Here is a 26,816-nt window from a genome sequence, read left to right as displayed (position 1 = left end):
CCGGTATCACCCGCCCTGCTTCCAGTCGATGCGCACCGCGTCCGGATTGAAGTACGACTTGCTGACGCCCGGCTGAAACCCGGCCGGGCGCCCGCGCCGGGCGGGCAAGAGCGTGACCGTCATCAACGAATCCACGATCGCCCGCTTCTTGTCGAGGTGATAGTCAGGCCACTCCTCAACCACCTTCGCCGTACCGAGCGGCAGACTGGCCAGCACCGACTGCTGCGCCTGCGCCTCCATCCGCGCCTCGACCGTCTCCAGCCGCTTACGCGTCAGCGCAGTGCCGTCGAGCATCTGCTGTCTGGTGATCAGGTCGTCGGCGTAGTCGGCCGCCAGGGCTTCCAGCTTCCCGCGCAGGGCGTTCGCTGTTGCCGCGAGATCCTCGCGCTTCTCGGCCGCCCGAGGCGGCGGGAGCAGGACGGCACGGGCGTCCGGGCGGGAGAGCCGCACGAGAACGAGGTTCGTGATGTGCTCATCGAGGGGGCCGGCCACGCGGGTGATGTGCTTGCCGGTGCGGCACCGGTACGCCGGTAGGTGCGTGCCCCCGGTTCCCTTGCCCGACGTCGAGCAGCGCATCGTTTCCGTGCAGCCCGGGACGCCGCACCGGTACAGGCCGGAGCCGAGCCACACTCGCCCGTTACCGGTGGTCGTACGACGCTCCGGCCGTTCCAGGACGGCCTTGCACGCCCGCCACCGCTCCTCGGTCACCAGGGCCGGCCACGCGGCCGTGCCGACAATCTCGCCCCGGTGGTCGATCAGCCCGGCGTTACGGGGCCGGAGCAGCATCTTGCGCACCTCGGGCGGCTGCCACTCGCGGGATTCCGGCTCGCCGCGGCTCCCGTCGGGCTGCTTGTACCGGCGCGCCACGGTACGAATGCCGCTGGCCGACAGATCACGGCATACGGAGCGCAGGCTGTCCCCGGCGATGATGGCGTCCGTGGCCTTGCCGACGTGCCAGGCTTCGGAGCCTTCTGCAATCTCGGCGTCTGCCCCGCACTCCCCACAGACGGGCGTGATGCTGAAGCTGCCCGTCTCCTCGTCGTCCTCCCGCTTGATGACGAACCCGTCCACGGCAGGGCACTGCGGGCACTTCAGCGAACGGGGAGTCGTGCCGTCGGCCTCGTAACCGAACGGGCGAGGGCCTCCTCGGTACTCGCCCCGGGCGAGGGTGTCGGCCTTCGCGTCCCGGACTCGCTCGCTGATCTGCTCGGCCTCGTGCTGGGCATCTACGGCGGCCCGCAGGGCGTCCCGGCGCCCGTCTGCGGTGGAGAGGTCGTAGCGGCCCTGCTTCAGGGTCTCGACTTCGAGGTTCTTCTCGGTGATGAGTTTGAAGAACTCAAGGCCGTCGTCGAGGCGCCGATAGAAGCGGGTGGGGGCGAGTGCGTACGCGCCGTCTGCGTGGCCGGCGCGGAGGAACGCGAGCATCTTCACGTAGTCCGGGCGCGGCTTGCCGCTGTAGGCGCTTCTGTCGTCGTCGGTGAAGACGGCTACGACCTCGTCGCCATTCTTGTCGGCGAGGGCGCGGCACTGGCGTTCTTGCCGGTCGACACCGTTCTGGCGCCCTTCGCGATCGTCGGAGATTCGGCAGTAGACGACCATGCGGCGGCCGTGGCGGATGGAGTCGGTCATGGCCCGAGAGTAGAACGTAAAAGCGTCCTTGCGCCACCCTTGACAGGTCGAAGCCGCTGCCCGCCTTGGGCACCGAGGCCGGGCTGAGCCCCACCGTCAGCTTCTTCTGCGGCCACTCGGCCCCCGAGTTCACCACCGCGGCGCGAACCCGTTCCCTGCTCTCGGACAGGCTCTTGTCCGGCAACCCCACCAAAGTGAACGCCGCAACCCCAGGCTCCAGATCCGCCTGGACCTCCACCACGACGCCCTCGACGCCGACCAGTGCCACCGAGCACGTGCGGGCGAACCCCATCTCAGGCCACCCCCCGCGCGTGCTCGACCACGGGTGCGCCGCGTTCCGGCAGGAGGACGCCGATCAGGTCGATGCGGACGCCTCCCGGTGGGGCGCCTCCGTGGGTGTGGAGCCAGCTTTCCGCCAGGCCCCGCAGGCGGACCGCCTTCTCGGGGGTCACCGCGGCCATCGGGTGCTCGAAGGCACCCTTCCTGCGTGTCTTGACCTCGCAGACGACCAGGACATCGCCGTCCCGCGCCACGATGTCGATCTCACCGCTCCTGCCGCAGCGCCAGTTGCGCTCCAGGACCGTCATCCCGGCCTCGACCAGCCGCCGCGCGGCCAGGGTCTCGCCGTACTTGCCGAGTGCACTCCGTGCGTTCATGTCGGCACCACCTCCGGCGCCAACGATCACGCAAACCGGCTCACCGAGTTGATCTTGGTGGGCTACTCACCGGTTGTGGAAAACTCCGTCACCCGCTCGGCAGCTCCAGATCGTTCTTGTTCAGCTCCTCAATGTTCACGTCCTTGAACGTCAACACCCGGACCTGCTTCACGAAGCGAGCCGGCCGATACATGTCCCACACCCACGCATCCGCCATGGACACCTCGAAGAACACCTCACCCTGGACCGAGTGCACCTGCATCTCGTAGTCATTGGTCAGGTAGAAGCGCCGCTCGGTCTCGATCACGTACTTGAACAGACCGACGACATCGCGGTACTCCCGATAGAGCTTGAGCTCCATCTCGGTCTCGTACTTCTCGAGGTCCTCGGCGCTCATGGCATGTTCCCCTTCAGCCGTGCGATCCCACCATTGTGCGTCAGTCCCGTCAGCACCTAGACAATTTCGGCGTCAAGGATCACGGGCCCGGCGGGGGGACCTTCGTCGAGCAGCCTGCGCAGCAGCTCGGCGAGTCTGGTCGGATACACCGTCTCATGTGCCCGGGCGAGTTCCTGACACGTCCACCAGCGCGCACCGGCGACGCTGCGCCGCTCCAGCTCGGTCAGGCCCACGGCCCTGGTGGCCGTCTGCGTCGTACGGGCCAGGTAGTACCACTCGTCCTGGTCCCAGCGGCGTCCGGCGAACGGGAAGGAACACATCCGCCGCCACAGCACGGGACCGAGTTCGACCTCCGTGATGCCGGTCTCCTCGGCGAGTTCCCGCAGCGCGGCCTCCTCGCGCGTCTCGTCGCCCTCGAGGCCCCCGCCGGGCGTGAACCACCAGTTGTCGGCCGGGTCCTCGGGTTCATGGCCGTACAGGAGCAGGATGCGGTCCTGCGGGTCGAGCAGCACGACCCGGGCGACCTTGCGCAGTCCGCCCTCGTGCCGCTCCGTCGCCTCAGCGGGCACCCGCGGGCTCCGTCCTCGCGCGCGAGCGGCCGCCGAGCCGCTTGGCGACCGGGCCGTACGCCCCGCCGCCCAGGACCAGCACGGCGCCCACGACGATCAGCGCGACGACCGTCCGCAGCGGGCCCGGCGCCGACAGCGCCCCGAGCTGCTCGAAGCCCGTGGGGCGCTCCAGCATGCCGTCCATGGGCCAGACGACGGCGTCCACCCGGGCCGACACGGCACTGCGCGCCACGGTGCCCTGGGCGGCGTCCGTGAGGTGGGCCGTGGAGTCCAGGGAGCCGGTGCGCTCGTCGCCGAGCAGGAAGAGCCGGCCCTTGGGGACCGTCACGGTCGGGAAGTTCTGGAACTCGGCCGGGTTGTCCTTGGCCAGGTACGGCTCGTCGATCTGCTTGCCGTTGACGGTCAGCCTGCCGTCCGTGCAGCAGGCCACCGTGTCGCCCCCGACAGCGACCACGCGCTTGACGACGGGGGCGTTGCTCACCCAGGTCTTGTCGGTGAAGACGACGACGTCACCGCGGCGGACCTCGCCGCCGTCGACACGCTCGGCCAGCACCCGGTCACCGGCGCCGATCGTCGGCGCCATCGAGGGGGTGGGCACGGTGTACGGCCGGTAGACCACCGCTCCCCAGGCGAACCCGCCCAGGAACAGCACCAGGCCCAGCGCCACGGCCAGTCCGGACAACCGCTGTCCGGTCCGGCTGCCCGCCGGGCCCCTGCTCGCGCCACCGTCACGCGGCGCCGTACGTATCGTGCTCTCGCCACCCATGGATCCGCACCCTACCCGGCGGTACCGACACCGGGCAGCCCCTCCTGAGGACCCGAGGTCCGGGGCTCGGCAAAGCTTTCGCCGACATTCACGCGCCGGGAGGCAAACCCCGTACCCCCGGGCGGGCGGGCCTGAGGGGCCTGGGTCCTGACGGGCCTGGGGCCGGACGAGCCTGACGGCCATGGTCGGACGGGCCTGACCGGCCGGACGAGCCCGACAGCCCTGGTCGGACGGCCCTGGTCGGACGGGCCGGACGGTCAGCGGGGCTCCGTCACCTGGATCGGCCGCCGGGTCTCCGCCGCCTGGATCCGCCGCCGACGCCACAGCACCAGCGGCACCGCGCCCGCCAGGGCGAGCCCCTGCGGAGCCACCGTCACAGCGGCGGACCGGGCGTTCAGGTTCTGGTCGAAGGTGTCCGGAACCTCCAGCGCGTCCCAGCGGTTGACCGGCCAGGCGATGACGATGGCGCGGCCGACGACCTGGTCGACGGGGACCATGCCGTGGTTCTCGTCGGCCTGGTTGTAGCGCGAGTCCCGGGAGTTCTGCCGGTGGTCGCCCATGACCCAGATGAAGCCCTCGGGGACCTTCACCTTGAACTGGCCGCCCTGGTCGTCCACGCTGCACGGCGTGTTGCCGGGGTAGACGTACGGCTCGTTCAGCGCCTTGCCGTTGACCGTCAGCGGGCCGGTCTTCTTGCACTCGATCGTGTCACCGCCGACGCCGATGACCCGCTTGATCAGGTCCTTCTCCTCCGCGGACGGCATCAGGCCGATCCAGCTCAGGAAGGTCTGCAGGGCGTTGGGGTCCGGGGTGGGCTCGCCCGCCAGCCAGTTGTCGGGGTCGTGGAAGACGACGACCTCGCCGCGCTCGGGCTCGGAGCCGAACCACGGGGTGAGCTTGTCGACCAGGACGCGGTCACCCTGCTGGAGGGTGTTCTGCATCGAGTCGGAGGGGATCGAGAACGCCTGTACGAGGAACGTCTTGATCAACAGCGCGAGGACGAGCGCGATGCCGATCAGGATGGGCAGCTCCTTCCAGAAGGAGCGTTGCTTCTTCGGTGTGGGGGCCGCCCCGGACCCCTCGCCGTCGGCCGGCGGCTGCCCGCCCGACCCTTCGCCGCCACCGGCCGCTCCGGGCTCATTCCCGGAGGTCACGGCGCCGTCCGCGGCCGGGTCGGCTGCTTCCACGGGGTGTCCGCGGTGCTCCTCGCCGTCGTGCCCGGACCGTGCGCCAACCGCCACATCCCCCACGCCAACTCCTTACTCTGTGCCGCTGCCTGCCCCATAGGCGACGCAGGCCCACCACTCCCATAACGAGCGGGAGTTCCGCAGGGGTCGGGAGCTGGATCATTCCGTTCGAATCGTTGGAGACAACCCTATGCGACAGTTCGGGAGCCGCGGTCGACCCCGTCCCCCCGCCCGACACGGAGGCGTAGGTGTTCGGCTCCTCCAGAGTGGTCATGTGGCCGAGCGGCCAGGCGATCCACATCGCCCGTCCGACGACCTCCTCCTCGGAGACCGTGCCGCCGTAGTCCTGGTCCTGGTGGGCGCGGGAGTCCGCGGAGTTGGCCCGGTGGTCACCCATCACCCACAGCCGGCCCTGCGGGACGGTGAGGTCGAACTTCGCCTCGGAGGGGGCGTTGCCGGGATACAGATAGTCCTCGTTCAGGGGAATCCCGTTGACGGTGACCCGCCCCTGCGTGTCACAGCACTTGACGCGGTCGCCGCCGACTCCGACGACCCGCTTGATGAGGTCCTTCTCGTCGTCGGACGGCAGCAGACCGATGAAGGCGAGCGCCTCCTTGACCTGCTTGATGACGACGGGGTCCTCCTTCTTCACCGTCGTCTGCTCGTCCTGGAGCCAGCCGCCGGGGTCCTTGAAGACGACGACGTCACCGCGCTGCGGCTTGGAGCCGAACCAGGGGGTGAGCTTGTCGACCAGGACGCGGTCGCCGATCTGGATCGTCTGCTCCATGGAGCCGGACGGGATCACGAAGGCCTGCACGAGGAACGTCTTCAGGACGAGCGCTATGAGGACCGCGACGCCGACGAGGAGGGGTATCTCCTTGATCGCGGAACGCCTGCGGCGCCGTTTGACCTTGCGCTGCAGCTTGCGCCGCTCCGCGCGCGTACGCCCCCCGGCGGGGCTGGCGGCGCGCCGCGCACCGGTGGGCAGCAGATTGTCGGCGGGGCTGCTGGGCACGCCGCGGGGCTTGCCACGGTTACCCATGCGCGCCCTCCGCGTGAGGCACGCGCGCGTAGGCGTCGGGACGGTGCAGACGGCTCCAGTGCGCGGTCGGCCATACGATCCAGTCGGCGCGGCCGACGACGTCGTCGACTGGGATCATGCCACCGCCGGGCGAGCCCAGATGGTCGCGGGAGTCGCTGGAGGCGCTGCGGTGGTCGCCGAGGACGAACAGGGCGCCGTCGGGCACGACGACGTCGAACGGCACCGTGGACGGGCTGTCGCCGGGGTACACAAACGTCGACTCGTCGACCGGCCGGCCGTTCACCTGGATCCTCCCCTCCTTGTCACAGCAGACCACGCGGTCTCCCCCCACACCCACAACGCGTTTGATGTAGTCGGCATCCCCGAAATACCCGGTTCCGTCGAACACGACAACATCCCCGCGCCGCGGATCGGCACCGAAACGGTACGCCAACTTATTTACGAGAACGCGGTCCCCGATCCTCAATCCGGACTCCATGGATCCGCTCGGGATCTCGAACGGCCGCACCACGAACGTGTTGAGCAGCAGCAGAAAACCCAACAGGACCAGCAGGGTCAGGCTGATCCGCCCGCCGGGCAGCCATGCGGTGATCCGCGCCATCAACGCGAAGCGCGACCGCCCCTCCTGGCCCTCCGGGTCCGAGTTCTCCTCGGAGTCGGAAGGGCGGGAGGAGCGGTCGCGCTCCGTCGGCTGTGCTTCGGTGTCCATCGAGGCCAGATGTTATCCGGCCCCGCTGCGGACCCCGCTGGGGCGAACCCCTTGAAGCGCTCAGTTCTCGCGCTTCTCCTTGATCTTCGCCGCCTTGCCGCGCAGGTCGCGCAGGTAGTACAGCTTGGCGCGGCGGACGTCACCCTTGGTGACGAGCTCGATCTTCTCGACGATCGGGGTGTGCACCGGGAAGGTGCGCTCGACGCCGACGGAGAAGGAGACCTTGCGGACCGTGAAGGTCTCGCGCACGCCGGCGCCCTGGCGGCGGATCACAACGCCCTTGAACTGCTGCACACGGGAGCGGTTGCCCTCGATGACGCGGACGTGGACGTTGACGGTGTCGCCCGGGCGGAAGGCCGGGACGTCGCTGCGCAGCGACGCGGCGTCGACGGAGTCGAGCAGGTGAGACATTTCGTCTGCTTTCTTCGCCCATGCCACAGGTCATAGGCGGGAGCTAGGTGTTTCGTGAGGATGCTGTCCGTGTCGGGGCGGGCGTCGTGTCCCCCTGTGGCAGGGGCGCACGCCGGACGACGCACAACAGCGGTCTATTCTTCCACGCCCTCGGTCCTGCGCCAAAATCGGCCGAACCGCTCCCCTTCCGGGTCGGGCATCCAGCCCAGGATGGAGAGCATCTCGCGGTCCTTCTTGTCGAAGGCCTTGGGATCGCAGCGCTCGATGAGGTCGGGCCGGTTGGCCGTCGTACGCCTCAGGGCCTCGTCGCGCCGCCAGCGGGCAATCTTGCCGTGGTGGCCGCTGAGCAGCACGTCGGGGATGCCCCGGCCGCGCCACTCGGGCGGCTTGGTGTAGACGGGGCCCTCCAGGAGGCTCGCCATGGCGCCGGGCGCGAAGGAGTCGTCGCGGTGGGACTCGGCGTTGCCCAGGACGCCGGGCAGCAGGCGTGCCACGGCCTCCGTGATGACCAGTACGGCCGCCTCGCCGCCGGCGAGGACATAGTCGCCGATGGACACCTCGTGGACGGGCATACGGGTGGCGTACTCGTCGATGACGCGGCGATCGATGCCCTCGTAGCGGGCCGGCGTGAAGATCAGCCAGGGCCGCTCGGAGAGCTCGACGGCGAGTTCCTGGGTGAAGGGGCGGCCGCTGGGGGTGGGGACGATCAGGCTGGGCGCGCCGGAGCCGCACTCGTAGCCGTCGGCCAGCACACAGTCCAGGGCGTCGCCCCAGGGGTCGGTCTTCATGACCATGCCCGGGCCGCCGCCGTACGGGGTGTCGTCGACCGTGTGGTGGCGGTCGTACGTCCAGGTGCGCAGGTCGTGCACCTGGACGTCGAGCTGTCCACGCGCGCGTGCCTTGCCGACCAGGGAGACGTTCAGGGGCTCCAGGTACTCGGGGAAGATCGTGACGACGTCGAGGCGCATTACGACTCTTCCCGGGACGAGTCGATCTCGGCCCGGTCGTCGATCAGGCCGGGCGGCGGGGTGACGACCGCCCGCTGCTCCTCCAGGTCGATCTCGGCGACGATCTCCTCGACGAAGGGGATCATCACCTCGCTCCCGTCGGGCCGCTCGACGATGAAGAGGTCCTGCGAGGGCAGGTGCGAGATCTCGGTGATACGGCCGATCCCCGCGCCCTCGGCGGTGACCACGTCGAGGTCGATGAGCTGGTGGTCGTAGTACTCGTCCTCGTCCTCGGGCAGCTCGTCCGGGTCGATCTCGGCGATCAGGAGGGTGTTGCGCAGCGCCTCGGCGCCGTTGCGGTCGCGCACGCCCTCGAAGCGCAGCAGGAGACGGCCGCTGTGGACACGGCCGGCCTCGATGGTGAGCGGTCCCGCGGACGCGGGATCGGTGGCGAGTACGGCGCCGGGGGCGAGCCTGAGTTCCGGCTCGTCCGTACGAACCTCCACGGTGACCTCGCCCTTGATGCCATGGGCACGGCCGATCCGTGCGACTACCAGCTGCACTGTGCTTGCTCTCCTGTCGGACGACTACGGGCCGGGGACGGCCCAGTGGCCCTCCCCGGCCCGAGCCGGTGCTGTGTTCGGCGTCAGCGGACCTGGTCCACGTCGACGAGGTCGACACGGACACCACGGCCACCGATGGCGCCCACGACGGTGCGCAGAGCGCGCGCGGTGCGGCCGTTGCGACCGATCACCTTGCCGAGGTCGTCGGGGTGGACCCGGACCTCCAGCACGCGCCCGCGGCGCAGGTTGCGGGATGCGACCTGCACATCGTCAGGGTTGTCGACGATGCCCTTCACGAGGTGCTCGAGAGCCTCCTCGAGCATGCTCAGGCCTCGGCCGACGCGGACTCGGCGGCGGCCTCGTCCTTCTTCTCCGCCTTCTTCTTCTGGGTGATCGCCTCACCCTTGCCCTCGTCGTCGCCACCGAGGGCCTCGAACGACGGGCGCGCCTTCTTCGGCTCGGCGACCAGCAGCGGAGCCGGGGCGGGCTCGCCCTTGAACTTCTGCCAGTCACCGGTCTTCTTCAGAATGGCGAGGACGGGCTCGGTCGGCTGCGCGCCGACACCCAGCCAGTACGCCACACGCTCGGCGTCCACCTCGATGACCGACGGGTGGTAGGTCGGGTGGTACTTGCCGATCTCCTCGATCGCACGGCCGTCACGGCGAGTGCGGGAGTCGGCGACGACGATGCGGTAGTGAGGCGAACGGATCTTGCCCAGACGCTTCAGCTTGATCTTGACTGCCACGGGAGTGGGTTCTCCTGGATTTGACGTGGTTGGGCACGGCGGAACTGCCGCGTGGGGTTGCGGTACCCGAGGTGCCCGATGGACGCGTCAGCCGGAGGAGAGAGGGGTCCTGTGCGGCTGTCGAGTACAGCTAGCCATTGTGCCATACCCTGCGGGTCGCCTTGCGCCGAGGGGACGGTGAGAGTGTCCGGGCACTCCTGAGGGGCACCCGGCGTTTCGGGTGCCGTCGGGGTGGATCGCGCAGCCCGGCGCTGACGGGATGCCGCTGCGCCCACCCGTGCCGCCCAGCGGCACGACTGCCCGCAGCTACGCCGGTACGACCGCGCAACGGCACCCCGGCCCGACGCCACGTGCTGAACCGGCAGCCACGAGATGCCGGTGTCCCACGCGGAGCCGTTACGCCGCGCCGACCACCTCCGGGATCCGGAACGGCTTTCCGCAGCCGCCGCACACGATCGGGGCCTGGGCCAGGACCGACGGGACGACCCGGACGTTGCGGCCGCAGTCGCAGACCGCCTTGACGCGGACGCCGCCCCCGGAGGAGCCGTGCCGCGCCGCCGGGCCCCGGAAGGTCCGACTGGTGTCTGCGGAGGTGGCCGCGGTGTGGGCCTTCAGGGCGCGCTGGAGGCGTTCGATGGTCGGGCGGTAGCGCCGCTTGGCCTCGGGGTTGAGCGTGACCAGGGAGAAACCGCTGCTCGGGTGCGGTTCCTCGGGGTGGTCCAGGCCCAGCTCCTCGGCGATGGCGAGGAATCTGCGGTTGTGGTAGCGGCCGGCGCGGGAGGTGTCGCGGACGCCGCGCGCGGCGGCGACGCCATGGACTGCCTCGTGAAGCAGTCGCTCGAAGGAGAGCTCGTGACCGCACGCGGACGACGACTCCCCGATCAGGGACTCTGGCGCGGCGAGATCCGGCAGCTCGGGGTGGTACCGCTGAATGTCGGCCCACGCCTGTGCCAGTTCTGCGGCGAGAACAGGTGGTGTCTGTGTCGTGCTCACGTAATGACAACGAGCCGGAGTGCCGCTGTGTTCCGATTCCAGGGCATCCCAAATAATTTGCACGTACCCGTCAGTTGTGAATGATGCGCCACGACGAGGGCGGGTGCGCTGATCTGCGGAGAAGCCTCACACCTCGTAACAAGCTGGTGCGTAGTCCCACGTACGCCCCGGCGCGTAGCCGGCGTCCAGACACCAAAACCCCTGTGGTTCGCGGATGCGCAAGGGGCGTTTCGGCCGCCCTCGTTCCGCGCCGGTGTCATCTCAGTAAGCGCGCGACATGACGGCGACGTTACCCGGTTCGCCGCACGCGCCCGGCACCAACCCCTCCTCGGGCGACCGAAGGTTGCCGGAATGTGAATTCTGGCCACGGAGGCGGACAACCCACAAGCCGGGCCCCGCGACCCCTGGACGCGGCGTCGGGCGCGGAGTTTCCTGGCATACGGGGGGAAGCGTGAGCGCATCGTCACGGGGCGCGACGGAATCGGGCACAGCGGCAGCAACTCTCGGCGGATTGGGGCGCTTTACATGACACCTACGCTCGTGCGGCAGCACCGACCTCACGCGGGCACGACGCCCCCCGTGGACCTGTGTGCACGCGCGCGTGACTGGTCCGAGATCCAGGAGCGGATGCTGGTCCCGCTCTACGAGACCGTCTACGAGCGACTGGAGGTGGGCCCGGGCACCCGGATGCTGGGCCTCGGCTGCGGCAGCGGACTCGCCCTGGTGATGGCGGCTTCCAGAGGCGCGGCGGTCACCGGTGTCGAGTCCTCCTCCCCCGAACGGCTGGCCCTGGCCCGGCAGCGGCTGCTGCCCGAGGGGTGGGACACGCGCGCGCGTGCCGACACCCGGCTCGTCGACGGCTCGCCCCGGGACGCGGCCGACGCCCAGGAGCCCGCGTGCACCCTGGTGACCGCGTTCGAGCCCATCGGCTGCCTCGCGGGCGACTCGGAAGGGCTCGGCGAGACGCTCGCCGACGCGACGCCGCTCGCCGAGCGCGGGGCGCCCGTGGTGCTCGCGGGCTGGGGACCGCCGGAGCGCTGCGCCACGTCGTCCGTGCTGCGCGTCGCCACGAAGCTGGCCGACCCCCTGCGCAGCACCGGAAGCTGGCGCCCCGCACGGCGCGACGACCTGGAGGAGGTCGCCCAGCGCGCGGGGCTGAGGCCGGACGGTTCCGGGCGGGTGGCCTGTCCCTTCGGGTACGCGGACGTCGACAGTGCCGTACGGGGGCTGCTGTCGACGGGGCTGTTCGACGCGGCGATCTCCGCGACCGATCAGGTCCAGGTGGACAAGGAACTGACGGAGGCGCTGCATCCGCATCTGCGGCAGGACGGCACGGTGTGGATGCCGAACGTCTTCCGGTACCTGATCGCCCGCGTGCCCTGAGCCCGGGCGCGCCGCCCTACTCGGCGTCGGCGTCGTCCTTCCGCAGCCGGGTGATCCCCGCGATCCGGTACGCGTCCGCCTCCTCCAGCGTCTCGTGCTCCATCAGCGCCCGAGCCAGGGCGTCCAGCTTCCCGCGGTGGTCGCGGAGCTTGCGGCAGGCCTCCTCGTAGCAGTCGTCGACGATCCGCCGCATCTCGGCGTCGATGACGTCGAGGGTCTGGGGCGCGGCGGACAGTCCGTACGCCTGCTGGGCGTCGCTCGGCAGGGCGGACAGCCTGCCGACGCGCTCGCTCATGCCCCAGCGGGCCACCATGCCGCGCGCGATGTTGGTGACCTGTTCGAGGTCGTTCTCCGCGCCGGTGGTGACCACGCCGTAGACCACGTCCTCGGCCGCCATGCCGCCCAGGGCGCCGATGATCCGGCCACGCAGGTACTCCTCGGAGTGCGCGTACCGCTCCACCTCGGGCGTCGACATCGTCACGCCGAGCGCCCGGCCGCGCGGCACGATGGTGATCTTGCGGACCGGGTCGGCGCCCGGCTGGAGCATGCCGAGCAGGGCGTGTCCGCTCTCGTGGAACGCGGTGCGGCGGCGGTCCTCCTCGGGCATCACCAGGGTGCGCTCGGCGCCGAGCTGCACCTTCTCCAGCGCCTCGGACAGGTCCGCGGCCGTCACCTCCCGCTGCCCCCGCTTGACCGCGAGCAGGGCGCCCTCGTTGGCGAGATTGGCCAGATCCGCACCTGTCATGCCGGGGGTCTTGCGGGCGAGCTGGAGCAGGTCCACGTCCTCGGCGAGCGGGATCTCGCGGGTGTGGATCCGCAGGATCGCCTCGCGTCCGCGGCGGTCCGGCGGGGCGACGTTGACGACCCGGTCGAAGCGGCCGGGGCGGGTCAGCGCCGGGTCCAGGATGTCGGCGCGGTTCGTGGCCGCGATGACGATGACACCCTCGGAGCCGGAGAAGCCGTCCATCTCGGTGAGGATCTGGTTCAGCGTCTGCTCGCGCTCGTCGTGCCCGCTCACCGAGGCGCCGCCGCCCCGCATCCGTCCGATGGTGTCGATCTCGTCGATGAAGATGATCGACGGCGCCACCTTGCGGGCCTCGGCGAACAGCTCGCGGACCCGGGAGGCGCCGACACCGACGATCATCTCGATGAACTCGGAGGCGGAGGCGGAGAAGAACGGCACGCCCGCCTCGCCCGCCACGGCACGCGCCAGCAGGGTCTTGCCGGTGCCGGGCGAGCCCGCGAGCAGCACGCCGCGCGGCATCTTCGCGCCCATCCTGCGGTAGGCCTCCGGATGCTCCAGGAAGTCGACCACGTCGTCCAGCTCGCCCTTGACCTCGTCGATGCCGGCCACGTCGGCGAACGTCGTACGGTGCTTGCCCGGCAGCAGCTCGACCGGCTTGGGCGGCGCCTTGCGCCCGAACAGGCCGCCCGCGCCGCCCCGGCCGGCCAGCCGCCGGGCGACGAAGATCCACACCGCGACGATGATCACGATCGGCGCGAGCGAGATCAGCAGGTTGACCAGGAGACCGCGCTCCTTGACCACCGGCTCCGCGGTCACCGTGACGTTGTGGCTGCTCAGCTCCTGCCAGAGATCGTCGTCGGCGAAGGCCGGGCGCTGCGTCCTGAACTTGGTGTAGTCACCGTCGCCCTCGGGCCTGTCCCTGGCGCTCTTGAGCTCGCCCTGGATGGCGTCGCCCTTGGAGTAGATCCGGGAGACGTTGCCGTCGTCGACCTGGCGGCTGAACTCCGTGTAGGAGATCGTCGGTTCGTTGCCCCGGTCGAGGTAGGTCAGTCCCAGATAGGCCAGCAGGAACACGACCACCGCGGTGAGCAGCAGGCTCCACCAGCGGCCGCGTATTCGCCGGTCGCCGGGCCTCCTGGGCGGCTCCTCCGGGGTGCCCTCGGTGCGCCACGGCTGATCAGGGGCCTTGCGCGGTGGCGCGGCATCGCTCATATCTGGACGTTACGGCAGACAGCGGGCCACGGCACGCGCAGCCAACGCCGAGGGCGCCCCCCTGAAGAGGGACGCCCTCGGCGACGTGGCAGACGGGTCTCAGCCCATGAACTTCTTGAACTCGTCCGGCAGCTCGAAGTCCTGCCCGGCCTGCTGACCCGGCAGCCCGAGGGCACCTCCGGCCTGGGCCGCGGCGGCCCGGCGCGCGGCGGCCTCCTGCTCCTGCTGCTTGCGCTTCATCGGGTTGCCGGAGCGCTGCTTGCCCTTGGCCTTCTTCGGCTGCTTCTTCGTACGGCCCGGTCCGCCGCCCATGCCCGGCATCCCCGGCATCCCGGGCATGCCGCCGCCCTGGGCCATGCGGGACATCATCTTGCGGGCCTCGAAGAACCGCTCGACGAGGTTCTTGACCGCGCTGACCTCGACACCGGAACCGCGGGCGATACGGGCGCGCCGCGAGCCGTTGATGATCGTCGGCTCCTGGCGCTCGGCCGGGGTCATCGACTTGATGATCGCGGCCGTGCGGTCGACGTCACGCTCGTCGAGGTTGTTGATCTGGTCCTTGATCTGCCCCATGCCCGGCAGCATCCCGAGCAGCTTGGAGATGGAGCCCATCTTCCTGACCTGCTCCATCTGGGCCAGGAAGTCGTCGAGGGTGAAGTCCTGGCCCTTCTTGGAGGCCAGCTTCTCGGCCATCTTCTGGGCTTCGGCCTGGTCGAAGGTCTTCTCCGCCTGCTCGATCAGGGTGAGCAGGTCACCCATGTCGAGGATGCGGGAGGCCATCCGGTCCGGGTGGAAGGCGTCGAAGTCGTCGAGCTTCTCGCCGTTCGACGCGAACATGATCGGCTTGCCGGTGATCTGCCGGATCGACAGGGCGGCACCACCGCGGGCGTCACCGTCGAGTTTGGAGAGCACCACGCCGTCGAAGCCGACGCCGTCGCGGAAGGCCTCGGCGGTGTTGACGGCGTCCTGACCGATCATCGCGTCGACGACGAACAGGATCTCGTCCGGGGAGACCGCGTCCCGGATGTCCGCGGCCTGCTGCATCATCTCCTGGTCGATGCCCAGGCGGCCGGCGGTGTCCACGATCACGATGTCGTGGACCTTGGCCTTGGCGTGCTCGATGGAGTCCTTGGCGACCTTGATCGGGTCGCCGACGCCGTTGCCCGGCTCCGGCGCGAAGACCGCGACACCGGCGCGCTCGGCGACGACGCTGAGCTGGTTGACGGCGTTGGGGCGCTGGAGGTCGGCGGCGACCAGCAGCGGCGAGTGGCCCTGCTCCTTCAGCCAGCGGCCGAGCTTGCCCGCGAGGGTGGTCTTACCGGCGCCCTGCAGACCCGCCAGCATGATCACGGTCGGCGGCGTCTTCGCGAACCGCAGGCGCCGGGTCTCGCCGCCGAGGATCGTGACGAGCTCGTCGTTGACGATCTTCAGGACCTGCTGGGCCGGGTTCAGCGCCCGGGACACCTCGGCGCCGAGGGCACGCTCCTTGACGTTCTTGATGAACGTCCGGACGACGGGCAGCGCCACGTCCGCTTCGAGGAGTGCGATGCGGATCTCGCGCGCGGTGGCGTCGATGTCCGCCTCGGAGAGCCGTCCCTTGCCGCGCAGGTTCTTGAAAGTCGCTGAGAGGCGATCGGAGAGAGTATCGAACACGGCGCTCGCGGTCCTCGGGGTCGGTGGCGGCTGGCAATCGCCCTCCAGGGTATCCCGGCGACGCAGGTTGCCGGGATCCCTGGGTTCGGAGCCGTTGAACGGGTTCTCAGGCCCGCAACGTCTCCTCCAGCTTGCGTGCCATGGCCGCCGCCTCCTCGCCGGGCAGCGGGGCGCCCTCGGGGCCTGTGACATAGAACGCGTCGACGGCGTTGGCGCCCAGCGTGCTGACATGCGCACTGCGCACCCGCACGCTCGCGTCCTCCAGCGCCCGGCCGATCCGGAACAGCAGCCCCGGCGCGTCCTGGGCGCGCACCTCGATCACCGTGGCCAGCCGGGAGGCGGCCGGGTGGACCGACACGCGCGCCGGCGGCGCCACGACGCCCCGCCGGCGCGGATAGGCCGCGTCGCGCTCGGCGAGGCGCCCGGCGATGTCCAGGGAGCCGTCCAGGGCGCGTACGAGGTCGGCGCGCAGCCGGGTGGCCTGCGGCAGGGAGCCGTACTCGGCGGCGACCCGCCAGTTCAGCAGCAGAACGGAGCCCTCGACGCCGTCGGGCAGGTCCAGGGCGCGCAGTTCGGCCGTGCGGACGGTCAGGCGGTGCATCGCCAGGACGCCCGCCACCGCGGGCAGCACGCCCGGCTGGTCGGGTACGGCGATGACCAGCTCCACGCCGAGCGGCTCGGGATCGCCCGAGGGCTGCTCCTGCGTCGGCGGCTCGGTCTGGGCGCGCAGGGCCAGTACGGGGCTGCCGGTGGCGACCGCCTCGATGGCGAGCCGCTCCTGCTCGGCCGTGGGCGCGGCGGCCTCGGGCTCGTCCGGGTCGTCCCCGGCGAGTACGGCTGCAACGCGTTTCACCAGGTCGGCGACGAGGGACCCGCGCCAGGACGACCACGCCGCCGGGCCGGTGGCCAGCGCGTCCGCCTCGGTCAGGGCGTGCAGCAGCTCCAGGGTGCCCTGCGAGCCGACCGCCTCGGCGACCGAGCGCACGGTGGCCGGGTCCTCCAGGTCGCGCCGGGTGGCCGTCTCGACGAGCAGCAGGTGATGGCGTACGAGGGTGGAGAGCACCGTCACGTCGTCGCGGTCGAAGCCGATGCGGGCGGCCACGTCCTTGACGATGATCTCGCCGGCCACGGAGTGGTCGCCGGGCCAGCCCTTGCCGATGTCGTGCAGCAGCCCGGCGACGAGCAACAGGTCGGGGCGGTGCACGCGGCGGGTGAACTCGGAGGCGCGCACGGCCGTTTCGATGAGGTGCCGGTCGACGGTCCAGATGTGCACGGCGTTGCGCTGCGGACGGCAGCGCACCCGCTCCCAGTCGGGAAGGAAGTGGGTGATCAGTCCCTCGGCCTCCAGCGCCTCCCACACCTCGACGGTCGGCCGCCCGGAGCCCAGCAGCGTCACCAACTGCTCACGTGCCTCGGCGGGCCAGGGGGTGGGAAGCGGGCGCGCGCCGGCCGCCATGCGCCGTACGGCGTGCAGGGAGAGCGGGAGTCCGGCCTGCGCGGCGGCGGCCGCGGCGCGCAACGGGAGCACGGGGTCGCGATCGGGGCGCGCGGCACGGGCGAGCACCACCTCGCCGTCCTGCTCCACCACGCCCTCGGCGAGCGGGGAGCGCTCGGCGGTCGGCTTCCCGCCGCCCAGCGCCCTCCCGTCGCCCACCACCGCCCTTCTAAGGAAGTCGCTTCGCTCCCTTGCCAGTTTGCGCAGCCGCGGCCGTACGGCGCGCGCTCGCAGCACGCGCCCCACCTCGCGCCATGTGACATCGCTGGCGTACGAGATGACCCGCGCCGCCTCGTACACCTGCCGCAGCAGCGTGTCCGCGTCGAGCAGCCCCAGCTCGGCGGCGACCTGGTCCTGCTCCTGCAGCGCGAGCCGGTCGGTCGCCCGCCCGGTGGCCAGGTGCAGGGCGTCCCGTACGTCGAGCAGCTTGCGCCGGGCGTCGTCGAGGCCCTCGCGCGGGGCGTCGGCCAGCCAGGACGCGGCGACGGCGCGCAGGATGGTGGCGTCCCGCAGGCCGCCGCGCGCCTCCTTCAGATCGGGTTCCAGGAGGTACTGCAACTCGCCCTGGCGCTCGGCGCGCTCGGCGGACAGCTCCTGGAGTTCGGGCAGCCGCTTGGGCGCCTGGTTGCGCCAGTCGGCCAGGATCGCCGTGCGCAGTGCGGCCGTGAGTCCCAGGTCGCCCGCGATGTGCCGGGCGTCCAGCAGGCCGAGCTGGACTTTCAGATCCTCGCCGGCCGTCTTGCGGGCCTCGGCGGGGGTGCGCACGGAGTGGTCGAGGGCGAGACCGAGGTCCCAGACCGGGTACCAGATGCGGTCGGCGAGGGCGGCCACCGCCTTGCTGTCGCCGCCGTCGTGCAGCAGGAGCAGGTCCAGGTCGCTGCGCGGGGACAGCTCGCCGCGGCCGTAGCCGCCGACGGCGACCAGGGAGACGCCGCGCAGTCCCTCGGCGCCGGCCGCGAACAGGCCGGTCAGCCAGGCGTCGGTCAGCTCCGCGAGGGCCGCACGGCGCGGCGGCCCGGACTGCGCCCCCTCCGTGAGGAGGCGCAGCCGGGCCGCCGCGTAGCCGCTGGGTCCCGAGTCTTCCGTTTCCTTGTGCACGTCCGTGCTCGACACCCAGCAGCTCCTGTCCGTCTTCTCGCTCAGAGCGCGTCCGGCCCGCGCTCGCCGGTCCGGACCCGCACGGCCGTCTCGACCGGCAGGGACCAGACCTTGCCGTCACCGATCTTGCCGGTGCGGGCGGCCTTGACGATGACGTCGATCAACTGTTCGGCGTCGTCGTCCTCGGCCAGGACCTCGATGCGGATCTTCGGGACCAGGTCCACGGTGTACTCGGCGCCGCGGTAGACCTCGGTGTGGCCCCGCTGACGACCGTAGCCGCTCGCCTCGGTGACCGTCAGGCCGTGCACTCCGAAGGCCTGGAGGGCTTCCTTGATCTCGTCGAGCCGGTGGGGCTTGACGACTGCGGTGATGAGCTTCATGCGTCCACCTTCTTGCTCGCGGCCGTGGCCGCCGGGGTTGCGACGGAGGCCTTGGCGGCACCGCCGCCCGCCCCGCTGAAGTCGTATGCAGTCTCGGCGTGCGCGGCCTGGTCGATGCCGCTGACCTCGTCGTCCTCGGAGGCGCGGAAGCCGATCGTCTTCTGGATGGCGAAGGCGATGATCCAGGTCACCACGAAGGTGTAGCCCATCACCGAGAAGGCGCCGATGGCCTGCGACAGGAACTGGTCCCAGCCGCCGGTCCCGCCGATGGCGAGGAAGCCGACCATCAGGGTGCCGAGGACACCGCCGACGAGGTGGACACCGACGACGTCGAGCGAGTCGTCGTAACCCAGCTTGTACTTGAGGCTGACGGCCCAGGAGCAGACCGCACCGGCGACGACACCGATGAGCAGGGCGCCGAAGATGTTGACGTTGCCGCCGGACGGGGTGATGGCGACCAGACCGGCGACCACGCCGGAGCAGGCACCGAGGGTGGTGAACGCGCCGTGGCGGATGCGCTCGTAGATCAGCCAGCCGAGCATGGCGGCACCGGTGGCGACCTGGGTGTTGATGGCCATCTGGGCGGTGGTGCCGTCGACGCCCAGCTCGGAGCCGGCGTTGAAGCCGAACCAGCCGAACCACAGCAGCGCGGTGCCGAGCAGGACCAGCGGCATGTTGTGCGGGCGCATCGGGTCCTTCTTGAAGCCGACGCGCTTGCCCACGACCAGGATCGCGGCGAGAGCGGCGATACCGGCGTTGATGTGGACCGCCGTACCACCGGCGAAGTCGATCACGGCCGGGTCGAGCTGGGAGAGCCAGCCGCCGCCCCAGACCCAGTGGGCGACCGGGAAGTAGACCACGGTGACCCACACGCCGATGAAGACCATCCACGCGCCGAACTTGACGCGGTCGGCGAGGGCGCCGCTGATCAGGGCCGCGGTGATGACCGCGAACAGCATCTGGAAGAGCGAGAAGGCGAACAACGAGATGTCGTTGCCGGTGAAACTCTCCATCGTGCTGTCGGCGTTGACGCCCTTCAGGCCGATCATGTCCAGGTTGCCGATGAAGCCGCCGGAGTCACCGCTGAAGGCGAGGGAGTGGCCGTACAGCACCCAGAGCACGCTGACGATGCCCAGGGAGATGAAGGACATCATCAGCATGTTGAGCACGCTCTTGGCGCGGACCATGCCACCGTAGAAGAGCGCCAGCCCGGGCGTCATCACCATGACGAGCGCTGCACTGATCAATACGAATCCGGTATCTGTGCCGTTCAATGCCGGTATCTCCTCGTCGTTGGTACGGCCCGTGCGGGCGAGCCCTGAGCGGATTTGAGGGGTGGGCCGGTTATGCGCCACGAGATTGGCGCAGCACGGTTTCGACGGAAGCGCCTCGTTGTTTCACGGGCGTGACGAAGATGCCTGGCGTGTTACGCGTCGATGAACTGCGAGATGTTCGGCTGCGCGATCGTTATCGTGGCGCAACCTTCCGAGAAGGCGAGATGGAACCGGCCGCGGGCGGCCTTCCGATGACCTGGCATGGGGGAGCCGAGTCGGGCAGTTCGGGAGGACCGGCCGCGGCCGGGGTTCTGGGGATTCCCGGGGAGTGGCCCCGGGTGTTTCAGACCGCCTCGGCGGTCTCCGGAAGCTCGACCGCGAGCCTGTCGGTGAGGTCCACGACCTCGGCGAGATCCCCGAAGTCGCGCACGGCCGTGTCGACCGTCTTTCGAATACGAGTGTTGACCCGCTCGGAACGCACCTTCTTGGCGACCCGCATGGCCCGCTCGGCGTAAACGGCGCTCTGCTCCGGCTCGCCCCGCAGCAGATGGACCGTGGCCACCCCGATGAGGTTCAGCGCATACGACCGCTGGTGCTCGCCGTCCTTCGCGAACAGGTCCACGGCCTGCCGCATCAGGGGCTCGGCCAGCGAGGCGTACGTCGGGCTGCGGCCGGCGACATAGGCGAGGTCGCGGAAGGAGTGGGAGTTCTCGCCGTACAGCTCGGCCTCGGAGAAGAAGCGGATCCAGTCGGGGTCCGGCTCGTCCCAGTCGTCGGCCTCGGCGAAGGTGTCCTCGGCCATTCGGACGGCCCGTTTGCACTTGCCGGGCTGGCCCATGTTGGCGTACGCGCGGGCCTCCATCGCATACAGCATCGACTGGGTGCGCGGGCTGGCACAGTCCCGGCTGCCGTACTGCGCGAGGTGGATCAGCTCCAGTGCGTCGTCGGGCCGGCCGAGGTGGATCATCTGGCGGCTCATGCTGGACAGGACGTAACTGCCGAGCGGCCGGTCGCCGGCCTCCTTGGCGGCGTGCAGCGCGAGGACGAAGTACTTCTGCGCGGTGGGCTGGAGTCCGATGTCGTACGACATCCAGCCGGCCAGCTCCGCCAGCTCGGCGGCGACCTTGAACAGCTTGCGGGTGGTGGCCTCGGGGTGGGGCTCCTGGAGCAGGTCGGTCACCTCGTGGAGCTGGCCGACGACCGCCTTGCGGCGCAGGCCGCCGCCGCACTGGGCGTCCCACTGCCGGAACATCACGGTGGTGGACTCCAGCAGGTCCAGCTCGGGCTTGGAGAGCCGGCCACGCGCGCGCGAGGACGGCACGGGCCGCGGCTCCTGGTACGGGGCGGGCGGGGCGGGGACCAGCCAGCGCTGCATCGGCTCGATGAGCGCCGGGCCCGCGGACAGGGCCAGCGAGCTCCCGAGGAAGCCGCGCCGCGCCAGCATCAGGTCGCTGCGCGAGAACTCGCTGATCAGGGCCACTGTCTGCGGGGCCGTCCAGGGCAGATCGACGCCGGACACGGAGGGTGACTGACGGGCGGTGCGCAGGCCGAGGTCCTCGACGGAGACCACGCAGCCGAACCGCTCAGAGAACAGCTCGGACAGGATCCGCGGGATCGGCTCGCGGGGGTTCTCGCCGTCCAGCCAGCGGCGTACGCGGGAGGTGTCGGTCGAGATGTGGTTGGCGCCCAACTGGCGGGCGCGGCGGTTCACTTGGCGGGCGAGTTCGCCCTTCGACCAGCCGCTGCGCACGAACCAGGACGTGAGCAGCTCGTTCGGGCGCTTGTCGGCGTGCGACGCACCACCGGCACTCGTGCCGCCTCCGCTGTTGCCGCTCACCGCAACGCCCCCATCCCTTGGACCACTTGTCACCGAGTGCGCCAAGCCCTATCAGAATGCCGGTAAATACGGTTGCCCGTCCGGCGGTTCTCACCCTTCGAACGGAGAGCCGACTTGCCTGCGGCATACCCATGAGTGCATGTGCCCCGAAGCTCTGTGCACTCACGGTAATCCTACGATCACGCACCCAGCCATGGCGATCCCTGAATCGCCACCATTCGCCACCCCTTCGAATGAACTAACGGTGGCCTCCACGCGATTCACTTGACACAGGACGGCCGGAAGTGGGCGGAGCGAAGCACACCGGGGCGCGTGTCGCCGGGCCCACAACCCGGGACGCTTCCAAGCGCCGCGTGAAACGAGCGGCGCCAGGGGGTAACCGGCCGCCCAGGAACACTCAGGGTCACGTTCCGCTTCCGCGCCGTAACCACCGGCGCGCTGGACCCGTTGGAGGGGGCATGGGCTTCACGATCGGCGGCATCCGGGAGATCCGATCCGGCTCGCGGCGACGCGGCCGCTCCTCGGAGTGCACGGCCGTCGCCGAGTTCACCGGACTGTGGGGCTGGGACGCGGTGCCCGGCGCGCGCGCCGCGGCGGGCGCCTGTTCGTGCGGCCGCTCGGACTGCGCCGCGCCCGGCGCACACCCTCTCGACTTCGCGCCCCAGGTTCCGGCCGGTGCCACGCTCGACGAGGTCACCAAGGCGTGGTCGGAGTTCCCGGGCGCCGCGGTGATGCTGCCGGTCGGGCGGGCGTTCGACGTGATCGAGGTGGCCGAGCCCGCCGGCCGCCGGGCACTGACCCGGCTCGAGCGCATGGGCCTGCCCCTCGGCCCGGTCACCGCCACCCCGGACGGCCGCGCCCACTTCTTCGTCGCCCCCGGCGCCGCCGCCGAGCTCCCCGAGCTCCTCTACCGCATGGGCTGGGACGACCCGACCCACCTCGATCTGCGCGGCCTCGGCCGGGGTACACACATCACGGCCCCGCCGTCCGACCGGGGCGGCCTGGGCCCGGTGCGCTGGCTGCGGCCCCCGGCGCTGGACACGGCGACGAAGCCGCCGGCGGCGCGGTTGCTGCTGGGGACGCTGGCTTACGTGGCGCATCGGTCGCGCGCATAGGCGTACACAGCGAGGCGCCCGCTCCCCAACTGTACCTTGGGTAACGGGCGCCTCTTCAACCACATACGAGATTTCGTGGGTGCTGCCTTCACTCTCCGATAAGGGCGTCAACGAACGCCTCCGGCTCGAACGGCGCCAGATCGTCGGCGCCCTCGCCCAGCCCGACCAGCTTCACCGGCACGCCCAGCTCGCGCTGGACCGCGACGACGATGCCGCCCTTGGCCGTGCCGTCGAGCTTGGTGAGCACGATGCCGGTGATGTCGACGACCTCGGCGAAGACGCGGGCCTGGACCAGGCCGTTCTGCCCGGTGGTGGCGTCCAGCACCAGCAGTACCTCGTCCAGCGGCGCGTGCTTCTCCACGACCCGCTTGACCTTGCCCAGCTCGTCCATGAGTCCGGTCTTGGTGTGGAGACGGCCCGCGGTGTCGATGAGGACGACGTCCGACCCCATCTCCTTGCCCTCCTTCACCGCGTCGAAGGCGACGGAGGCGGGGTCGCCGCCCTCCGGCCCGCGCACGGTGTAGGCGCCGACCCGCTCGCCCCAGGTCTGGAGCTGGTCGGCGGCGGCGGCACGGAAGGTGTCGGCGGCGCCCAGGACCACGCTGCGGCCGTCGGCCACGAGGACGCGGGCCAGCTTGCCGGTGGTGGTGGTCTTGCCGGTGCCGTTGACGCCGACGACCATCACGATGCCGGGCTTGGTGGTCTCCGGCTCGGTCCTGACGACGCGGTCCATGTCCGTGCCGACCAGCTTGAGCAGCTCCTCGCGCAGCAGGCCGCGCAGCTCCTCGGGGGTGCGGGTGCCGAGCACCTTCACGCGCTCGCGCAGGCCTTCGACCAGCTCCTGGGTGGGCTGCACACCGACGTCGGCGGTGAGCAGGGTGTCCTCGATCTCCTCCCAGGTGTCCTCGTCGAGGTGCTCGCGCGACAGGAGCGTGAGCAGCCCCTTGCCGAGCGCGTTCTGGGAGCGGGAGAGCCGGGCGCGCAGCCGGATCAGGCGGCCGGCGGTGGGCTCCGGGACCTCGATCTCGACGGGCGGGAGCTCTTCGACGACCGGCGGTTCCTCGACGGCGGTCGGTGCCCCGCCGCCCGGAAGATCCACCTCCTCTATGGTCCGGCGCGGTTCGTCGCGCGGCGTCTCGGCCTCGTCGCCGACGTGCGGCTCGGCCGGAGGGGCGGTGATGTCGGGGGCGGCGGGCGGCGGGGGCAGGTGCTTCTTGCGGCGGGTGCCGACGACGAGCCCGCCGAGCGCGCCGAGCACGACCACGGCGATGACTACAGCAAGGATGACGATGTCCATAACGCGTCCAGTATCGGCCATGGAGTCCTGCGACACCCCTCTGGATGTCTGACACACCGTCAGCTAACGTCCGCCTTCACACCCGCCCGGTGAAGGGGGACCCCCTATGCCCGTCACGGTCGTACGCTTCAACCTCGTCGAGCCCGACGCGACCCCCGCCTCGCTCGCCGCCCGCTACCGGGCCGCGCTGGAGATGGCGGCCTATGCCGACGAGCACGGCATCACCACCGTGCAGACGGAGGAGCACCACGGCGCCGCGAACAACTGGCTGCCCTCCCCCTTCGCCTTCGCGGCCGGCGTCTTCGGCGCCACCCGCCGCCTCGCGGTCACCGTCTCGGCGATCATCGGCCCGCTGCACGACCCGCTGCGGCTGGCGGAGGAGATCGCCGTACTGGATCTGCTCAGCGGCGGGCGGCTGGTGACGGTCGCCGGGATCGGGTACCGGCCCGAGGAGTACGCCCATTTCGACGTGGACTGGAAGCGGCGCGGCAGGCTCCAGGAGGAGCTGCTTCAGACGCTGCTGAAGGCGTGGACCGGCGAGGAGTTCGAGTACCGGGGCCGTACGGTACGGGTCACCCCGCGCCCGTACACCGATCCGCACCCCCTGCTCCTGGTCGGCGGCTCCTCGAAGGCCGCCGCCCGCCGGGCCGCCCGGCTGGGCCTGCCGTTCTTCCCCAGCGCGCATCTGCCGGAGCTGGAGGCGTACTACAAGGAGCGGCTGGTCGAGTACGGCACCGAGGGCTGGACCATGATGCCGGCCGCCGAGACACCGCTGCTGCACATCGCCGAGGACCCCGACCGGGCCTGGGCCGAGCACGGCCGCCACTTCCTGCACGAGGCGCGGACGTACGCCTCCTGGCAGTCCGGGGAGGTCCGGTCGGCCGTGAAGTCGGCGGCCACGACGGTGGCGGAGCTGCGCGCCGAGGGCGTGTACCGGATTCTGACGCCGGACGAGTGTGTGGCGCTGGGCCATGACAACTACGTGCTGCACCCCTTGTCCGGCGGGATGCCGGTGGAGGAGGGGTGGCGGAGTCTGCGGTTGTTCTGCGAGCGGGTGCTGCCCGGGCTCGGGGGCTGACGCGTCGTACCCGAAACCGCCGCCCCGGCTCGGGCAGTGGCCGAGCCGGGGCGGCGGCGGGGTTACGGGGGGAGGGGCAGCGGGGGCTTGGCCCTTCCCCCCGGGTCCGGGGGCCGGTCAGCCCATCTCCTCCAGCTTCTTGCCCTTGGTCTCGGGCACGAACTTGAGGATGAACGGGATGGAGAGGAAGGCGAACACCGCGTACATGACGTAGGTGAGCGACAGGTTCCAGTCCGACAGGTCCGGGAAGGTGATCGTGATCAGCCAGTTGGCGATCCACTGGGCGGAGGCGGCCACGCCCAGCGCGGCGGCGCGGATCTTGTTCGGGAAGACCTCGCCGAGCATGACCCAGACGACCACGCCCCAGGACAGGGCGAAGAAGAGGACGAAGGCGTTGGCGGCGATCAGCGCGACGTAGCCCTGTGCGGTCGGCAGCGGGTCGTTGCCGTTCTGGAAGGAGAACGACCAGGCGGCCGCCGCGAGCGAGATGCCCATGCCGACGGAGCCGATGAGGGCGAGCGGCTTGCGGCCGATGCGGTCGACGAAGATCATCGCGATCACGGTGCCGATGATGTTGATGATCGAGGTCTCGAACGAGTAGAAGAACGAGCTCGACGGGTCGACGCCCACGGACTGCCACAGCAGGTTCGAGTAGTAGAAGATGACGTTGATGCCGACGAGCTGCTGGAAGACGGAGAGGCCGATACCGATCCAGACGATCGGCAGGAGGCCGAAGCGGCCGCCCAGCAGGTCCTTGAACGTCGACTTGTGGTCGCTGCGCATGGCCTGCTCGATCTCGGCGACCCGGCCGTCCAGGTCCACGTCGCCCTCGACCTCGGCGAGGACCTTCTTGGCGTCGGTGACACGGCCGACACTGATCAGGAAGCGCGGGGACTCGGGGATGGCGAAGGACAGCAGGCCGTAGATCACGGCGGGCAGCAGCATCACGCCGAGCATCCACTGCCAGGCCTCCAGGCCTGCGAGCGTGCCGCGCTCCTCGCCGTCGGCCATGTTGAGGATGGCCCAGTTGACGAGCTGGGAGACGGCGATGCCGGTGACGATGGCCGCCTGCTGGAAGGAGGCGAGCCGGCCGCGGTAGGCGGGCGGGGCGACCTCGGCGATGTAGGCCGGGCCGATGACCGAGGCCATACCGATGGCGATGCCACCGAGGACACGCCAGGCGGCGAGGTCCCACGCGGCGAACGGCAGTCCGGAACCGACGGCGCTCACGGCGAACAGCACCGCCGCGATCTGCATGACGCGGATGCGGCCGATGCGGTCGGCTATGCGGCCGGCGATCGCGGCACCGAGGGCGCTGCCGAGCAGGGCGCTGGCCGCGACGGTACCGGTGACGCCGGAGCTGAGGTCGAACCTGGCCTGGATGCCGCCGTTGGCCCCGTTGATGACGGAGCTGTCGTAGCCGAAGAGGAAGCCGCCCATGGCGGCCGCCGCGGTGATGAAGACGACGTGCCCGAGGTGTTCGGGCTGCGCCGTCCTGGCCCCTGACGCGGGTGCCTGCGCTGTGCTGGTCACGTGGTACTCCTCGGGCACCGGCAACGCTGCCGGGTGAAGGCAAAAACAACGTCGCCCAACCTATGTCTTCAAGTTTCGAAGTCAATAGGAGATCAGTGTGAC

The 26,816-nt window shown here is 70.6% G+C and carries 25 protein-coding genes and 1 pseudogene; 3 read left to right on the top strand and 23 right to left on the bottom strand.

Annotated features, from left to right (window positions below):
• Positions 1-6 precede the first annotated feature (6 nt).
• The 15 genes and pseudogenes from ACP4J3_RS06175 to ACP4J3_RS06105 form a co-directional block, all read right to left on the bottom strand.
• Positions 7-1,599 carry a recombinase family protein gene (locus tag ACP4J3_RS06175; RefSeq protein WP_426531487.1) on the bottom strand — a complete coding sequence of 531 codons (1,593 nt, stop codon included), beginning with the start codon at positions 1,597-1,599 and terminating at the stop codon, positions 7-9.
• 13 nt (positions 1,600-1,612) lie between these two features.
• A pseudogene (locus ACP4J3_RS06170) lies at positions 1,613-1,921 on the bottom strand (magnesium chelatase domain-containing protein); the annotation flags it as partial.
• A gap of 1 nt (position 1,922) precedes the next feature.
• Positions 1,923-2,285 (bottom strand): YraN family protein, encoded by a 363-nt coding sequence (locus tag ACP4J3_RS06165; protein ID WP_426531197.1) that lies wholly within the window; start codon positions 2,283-2,285, stop codon positions 1,923-1,925.
• An 88-nt stretch (positions 2,286-2,373) separates the two neighbouring features.
• Positions 2,374-2,682 (bottom strand): DUF2469 domain-containing protein, encoded by a 309-nt coding sequence (locus ACP4J3_RS06160; protein ID WP_194040121.1) that lies wholly within the window; start codon positions 2,680-2,682, stop codon positions 2,374-2,376.
• A gap of 56 nt (positions 2,683-2,738) precedes the next feature.
• Positions 2,739-3,251 (bottom strand): NUDIX hydrolase, encoded by a 513-nt coding sequence (locus ACP4J3_RS06155; protein ID WP_426531194.1) that lies wholly within the window; start codon positions 3,249-3,251, stop codon positions 2,739-2,741.
• A complete protein-coding gene (gene lepB / locus ACP4J3_RS06150) occupies positions 3,241-4,017 on the bottom strand; it encodes a signal peptidase I (RefSeq protein ID WP_426531192.1) in 777 nt (258 codons plus the stop codon). Before lepB (ACP4J3_RS06150) ends, ACP4J3_RS06155 begins: the two co-directional genes overlap by 11 nt.
• Before the next feature lie 257 nt (positions 4,018-4,274).
• Positions 4,275-5,267: a signal peptidase I gene (gene lepB / locus ACP4J3_RS06145; protein WP_426531190.1), complete on the bottom strand. Its 993-nt coding sequence runs from the start codon at positions 5,265-5,267 to the stop codon at positions 4,275-4,277.
• Positions 5,155-6,246 (bottom strand): signal peptidase I, encoded by a 1,092-nt coding sequence (gene lepB, locus ACP4J3_RS06140; RefSeq protein ID WP_426531188.1) that lies wholly within the window; start codon positions 6,244-6,246, stop codon positions 5,155-5,157. Before lepB (ACP4J3_RS06140) ends, lepB (ACP4J3_RS06145) begins: the two co-directional genes overlap by 113 nt.
• Positions 6,239-6,955, bottom strand: a complete 717-nt coding sequence (gene lepB / locus ACP4J3_RS06135; RefSeq protein ID WP_426531186.1) for a signal peptidase I — start codon at positions 6,953-6,955, stop codon at positions 6,239-6,241. The genes lepB (ACP4J3_RS06140) and lepB (ACP4J3_RS06135) overlap by 8 nt, the downstream gene beginning before the upstream one ends.
• A gap of 60 nt (positions 6,956-7,015) precedes the next feature.
• The gene (gene rplS / locus ACP4J3_RS06130) at positions 7,016-7,366 is read right to left on the bottom strand and encodes a 50S ribosomal protein L19 (protein WP_031485105.1); all 351 of its coding nucleotides are present in this window, start codon (positions 7,364-7,366) and stop codon (positions 7,016-7,018) included.
• A gap of 134 nt (positions 7,367-7,500) precedes the next feature.
• Positions 7,501-8,334: a tRNA (guanosine(37)-N1)-methyltransferase TrmD gene (gene trmD, locus ACP4J3_RS06125; protein WP_426531184.1), complete on the bottom strand. Its 834-nt coding sequence runs from the start codon at positions 8,332-8,334 to the stop codon at positions 7,501-7,503.
• A complete protein-coding gene (gene rimM / locus ACP4J3_RS06120; RefSeq protein WP_426531182.1) occupies positions 8,334-8,876 on the bottom strand; it encodes a ribosome maturation factor RimM in 543 nt (180 codons plus the stop codon). Before rimM ends, trmD begins: the two co-directional genes overlap by 1 nt.
• Positions 8,877-8,959: 83 nt before the next feature.
• On the bottom strand, positions 8,960-9,199 hold the full coding sequence (locus tag ACP4J3_RS06115) for an RNA-binding protein (RefSeq protein ID WP_014176063.1): 240 nt from the start codon (positions 9,197-9,199) through the stop codon (positions 8,960-8,962).
• Between the two features lie 2 nt (positions 9,200-9,201).
• Positions 9,202-9,621, bottom strand: a complete 420-nt coding sequence (gene rpsP / locus ACP4J3_RS06110) for a 30S ribosomal protein S16 (RefSeq protein WP_362987666.1) — start codon at positions 9,619-9,621, stop codon at positions 9,202-9,204.
• 396 nt (positions 9,622-10,017) lie between these two features.
• On the bottom strand, positions 10,018-10,614 hold the full coding sequence (locus ACP4J3_RS06105; protein ID WP_426531180.1) for a hypothetical protein: 597 nt from the start codon (positions 10,612-10,614) through the stop codon (positions 10,018-10,020).
• A 525-nt stretch (positions 10,615-11,139) separates the two neighbouring features.
• Between ACP4J3_RS06105 and ACP4J3_RS06100 the strand changes: the two genes are divergently transcribed.
• Positions 11,140-11,997, top strand: a complete 858-nt coding sequence (locus ACP4J3_RS06100) for an SAM-dependent methyltransferase (RefSeq protein WP_426531178.1) — start codon at positions 11,140-11,142, stop codon at positions 11,995-11,997.
• 16 nt (positions 11,998-12,013) lie between these two features.
• Here the strand turns inward: ACP4J3_RS06100 and ftsH are convergent, their stop codons facing one another.
• From ftsH to ACP4J3_RS06070, 6 genes are all read right to left on the bottom strand, one after another.
• Positions 12,014-13,954, bottom strand: a complete 1,941-nt coding sequence (gene ftsH, locus ACP4J3_RS06095) for an ATP-dependent zinc metalloprotease FtsH (RefSeq protein ID WP_426531176.1) — start codon at positions 13,952-13,954, stop codon at positions 12,014-12,016.
• Between the two features lie 99 nt (positions 13,955-14,053).
• Positions 14,054-15,607 (bottom strand): signal recognition particle protein, encoded by a 1,554-nt coding sequence (gene ffh / locus ACP4J3_RS06090; RefSeq protein WP_426531174.1) that lies wholly within the window; start codon positions 15,605-15,607, stop codon positions 14,054-14,056.
• Positions 15,608-15,713: 106 nt separating this feature from the next.
• Entirely contained in the window at positions 15,714-18,215 is a 2,502-nt protein-coding gene (locus ACP4J3_RS06085) for a [protein-PII] uridylyltransferase (protein WP_426531172.1), read from the bottom strand.
• Between the two features lie 26 nt (positions 18,216-18,241).
• Positions 18,242-18,580 (bottom strand): P-II family nitrogen regulator, encoded by a 339-nt coding sequence (locus tag ACP4J3_RS06080; RefSeq protein WP_003997576.1) that lies wholly within the window; start codon positions 18,578-18,580, stop codon positions 18,242-18,244.
• Positions 18,577-19,854 (bottom strand): ammonium transporter, encoded by a 1,278-nt coding sequence (locus ACP4J3_RS06075; RefSeq protein WP_426531169.1) that lies wholly within the window; start codon positions 19,852-19,854, stop codon positions 18,577-18,579. Before ACP4J3_RS06075 ends, ACP4J3_RS06080 begins: the two co-directional genes overlap by 4 nt.
• A gap of 343 nt (positions 19,855-20,197) precedes the next feature.
• Complete coding sequence (locus ACP4J3_RS06070; RefSeq protein WP_426531167.1) at positions 20,198-21,691, bottom strand: hypothetical protein; 1,494 nt, start codon at positions 21,689-21,691, stop codon at positions 20,198-20,200.
• A 458-nt stretch (positions 21,692-22,149) separates the two neighbouring features.
• Here ACP4J3_RS06070 and ACP4J3_RS06065 point away from each other — a divergent pair, with 458 nt between their 5' ends.
• Complete coding sequence (locus ACP4J3_RS06065; RefSeq protein WP_426531165.1) at positions 22,150-22,806, top strand: bifunctional DNA primase/polymerase; 657 nt, start codon at positions 22,150-22,152, stop codon at positions 22,804-22,806.
• A gap of 88 nt (positions 22,807-22,894) precedes the next feature.
• Here the strand turns inward: ACP4J3_RS06065 and ftsY are convergent, their stop codons facing one another.
• Positions 22,895-24,103 carry a signal recognition particle-docking protein FtsY gene (gene ftsY / locus ACP4J3_RS06060; RefSeq protein ID WP_426531163.1) on the bottom strand — a complete coding sequence of 403 codons (1,209 nt, stop codon included), beginning with the start codon at positions 24,101-24,103 and terminating at the stop codon, positions 22,895-22,897.
• A gap of 106 nt (positions 24,104-24,209) precedes the next feature.
• Between ftsY and ACP4J3_RS06055 the strand changes: the two genes are divergently transcribed.
• Positions 24,210-25,181: an LLM class flavin-dependent oxidoreductase gene (locus ACP4J3_RS06055; protein ID WP_426531161.1), complete on the top strand. Its 972-nt coding sequence runs from the start codon at positions 24,210-24,212 to the stop codon at positions 25,179-25,181.
• A 117-nt stretch (positions 25,182-25,298) separates the two neighbouring features.
• On the opposite strand, the gene ACP4J3_RS06050 is transcribed toward ACP4J3_RS06055, so the two are convergent.
• Positions 25,299-26,714 carry a sugar porter family MFS transporter gene (locus tag ACP4J3_RS06050; RefSeq protein ID WP_426531159.1) on the bottom strand — a complete coding sequence of 472 codons (1,416 nt, stop codon included), beginning with the start codon at positions 26,712-26,714 and terminating at the stop codon, positions 25,299-25,301.
• Between the last annotated feature and the right edge of the window lie 102 nt (positions 26,715-26,816).

This window comes from Streptomyces sp. UG1, from assembly GCF_049974585.1.
Classification (GTDB): Bacteria; Actinomycetota; Actinomycetes; order Streptomycetales; family Streptomycetaceae; genus Streptomyces.
Note: the sequence above shows the minus strand (reverse complement) of the source record. Positions and strands in the feature narration are given on the sequence as shown.

What these genes read in the sequence shown, in the direction of transcription:
- ACP4J3_RS06175 (WP_426531487.1), bottom strand. Translation starts at nt 1,599, where the DNA reads ATGGTCGTCTACTGCCGAATCTCCGACGATCGCGAAGGGCGCCAGAAC.
- ACP4J3_RS06165 (WP_426531197.1), bottom strand. Translation starts at nt 2,285, where the DNA reads ATGAACGCACGGAGTGCACTCGGCAAGTACGGCGAGACCCTGGCCGCG.
- ACP4J3_RS06160 (WP_194040121.1), bottom strand. Translation starts at nt 2,682, where the DNA reads ATGAGCGCCGAGGACCTCGAGAAGTACGAGACCGAGATGGAGCTCAAG.
- lepB (WP_426531192.1), bottom strand. Translation starts at nt 4,017, where the DNA reads ATGGGTGGCGAGAGCACGATACGTACGGCGCCGCGTGACGGTGGCGCG.
- lepB (WP_426531188.1), bottom strand. Translation starts at nt 6,246, where the DNA reads ATGGGTAACCGTGGCAAGCCCCGCGGCGTGCCCAGCAGCCCCGCCGAC.
- lepB (WP_426531186.1), bottom strand. Translation starts at nt 6,955, where the DNA reads ATGGACACCGAAGCACAGCCGACGGAGCGCGACCGCTCCTCCCGCCCT.
- rplS (WP_031485105.1), bottom strand. Translation starts at nt 7,366, where the DNA reads ATGTCTCACCTGCTCGACTCCGTCGACGCCGCGTCGCTGCGCAGCGAC.
- trmD (WP_426531184.1), bottom strand. Translation starts at nt 8,334, where the DNA reads ATGCGCCTCGACGTCGTCACGATCTTCCCCGAGTACCTGGAGCCCCTG.
- ACP4J3_RS06115 (WP_014176063.1), bottom strand. Translation starts at nt 9,199, where the DNA reads ATGCTCGAGGAGGCTCTCGAGCACCTCGTGAAGGGCATCGTCGACAAC.
- ACP4J3_RS06100 (WP_426531178.1), top strand. Translation starts at nt 11,140, where the DNA reads ATGACACCTACGCTCGTGCGGCAGCACCGACCTCACGCGGGCACGACG.
- ftsH (WP_426531176.1), bottom strand. Translation starts at nt 13,954, where the DNA reads ATGAGCGATGCCGCGCCACCGCGCAAGGCCCCTGATCAGCCGTGGCGC.
- ACP4J3_RS06080 (WP_003997576.1), bottom strand. Translation starts at nt 18,580, where the DNA reads ATGAAGCTCATCACCGCAGTCGTCAAGCCCCACCGGCTCGACGAGATC.
- ACP4J3_RS06065 (WP_426531165.1), top strand. Translation starts at nt 22,150, where the DNA reads ATGGGCTTCACGATCGGCGGCATCCGGGAGATCCGATCCGGCTCGCGG.
- ftsY (WP_426531163.1), bottom strand. Translation starts at nt 24,103, where the DNA reads ATGGACATCGTCATCCTTGCTGTAGTCATCGCCGTGGTCGTGCTCGGC.
- ACP4J3_RS06055 (WP_426531161.1), top strand. Translation starts at nt 24,210, where the DNA reads ATGCCCGTCACGGTCGTACGCTTCAACCTCGTCGAGCCCGACGCGACC.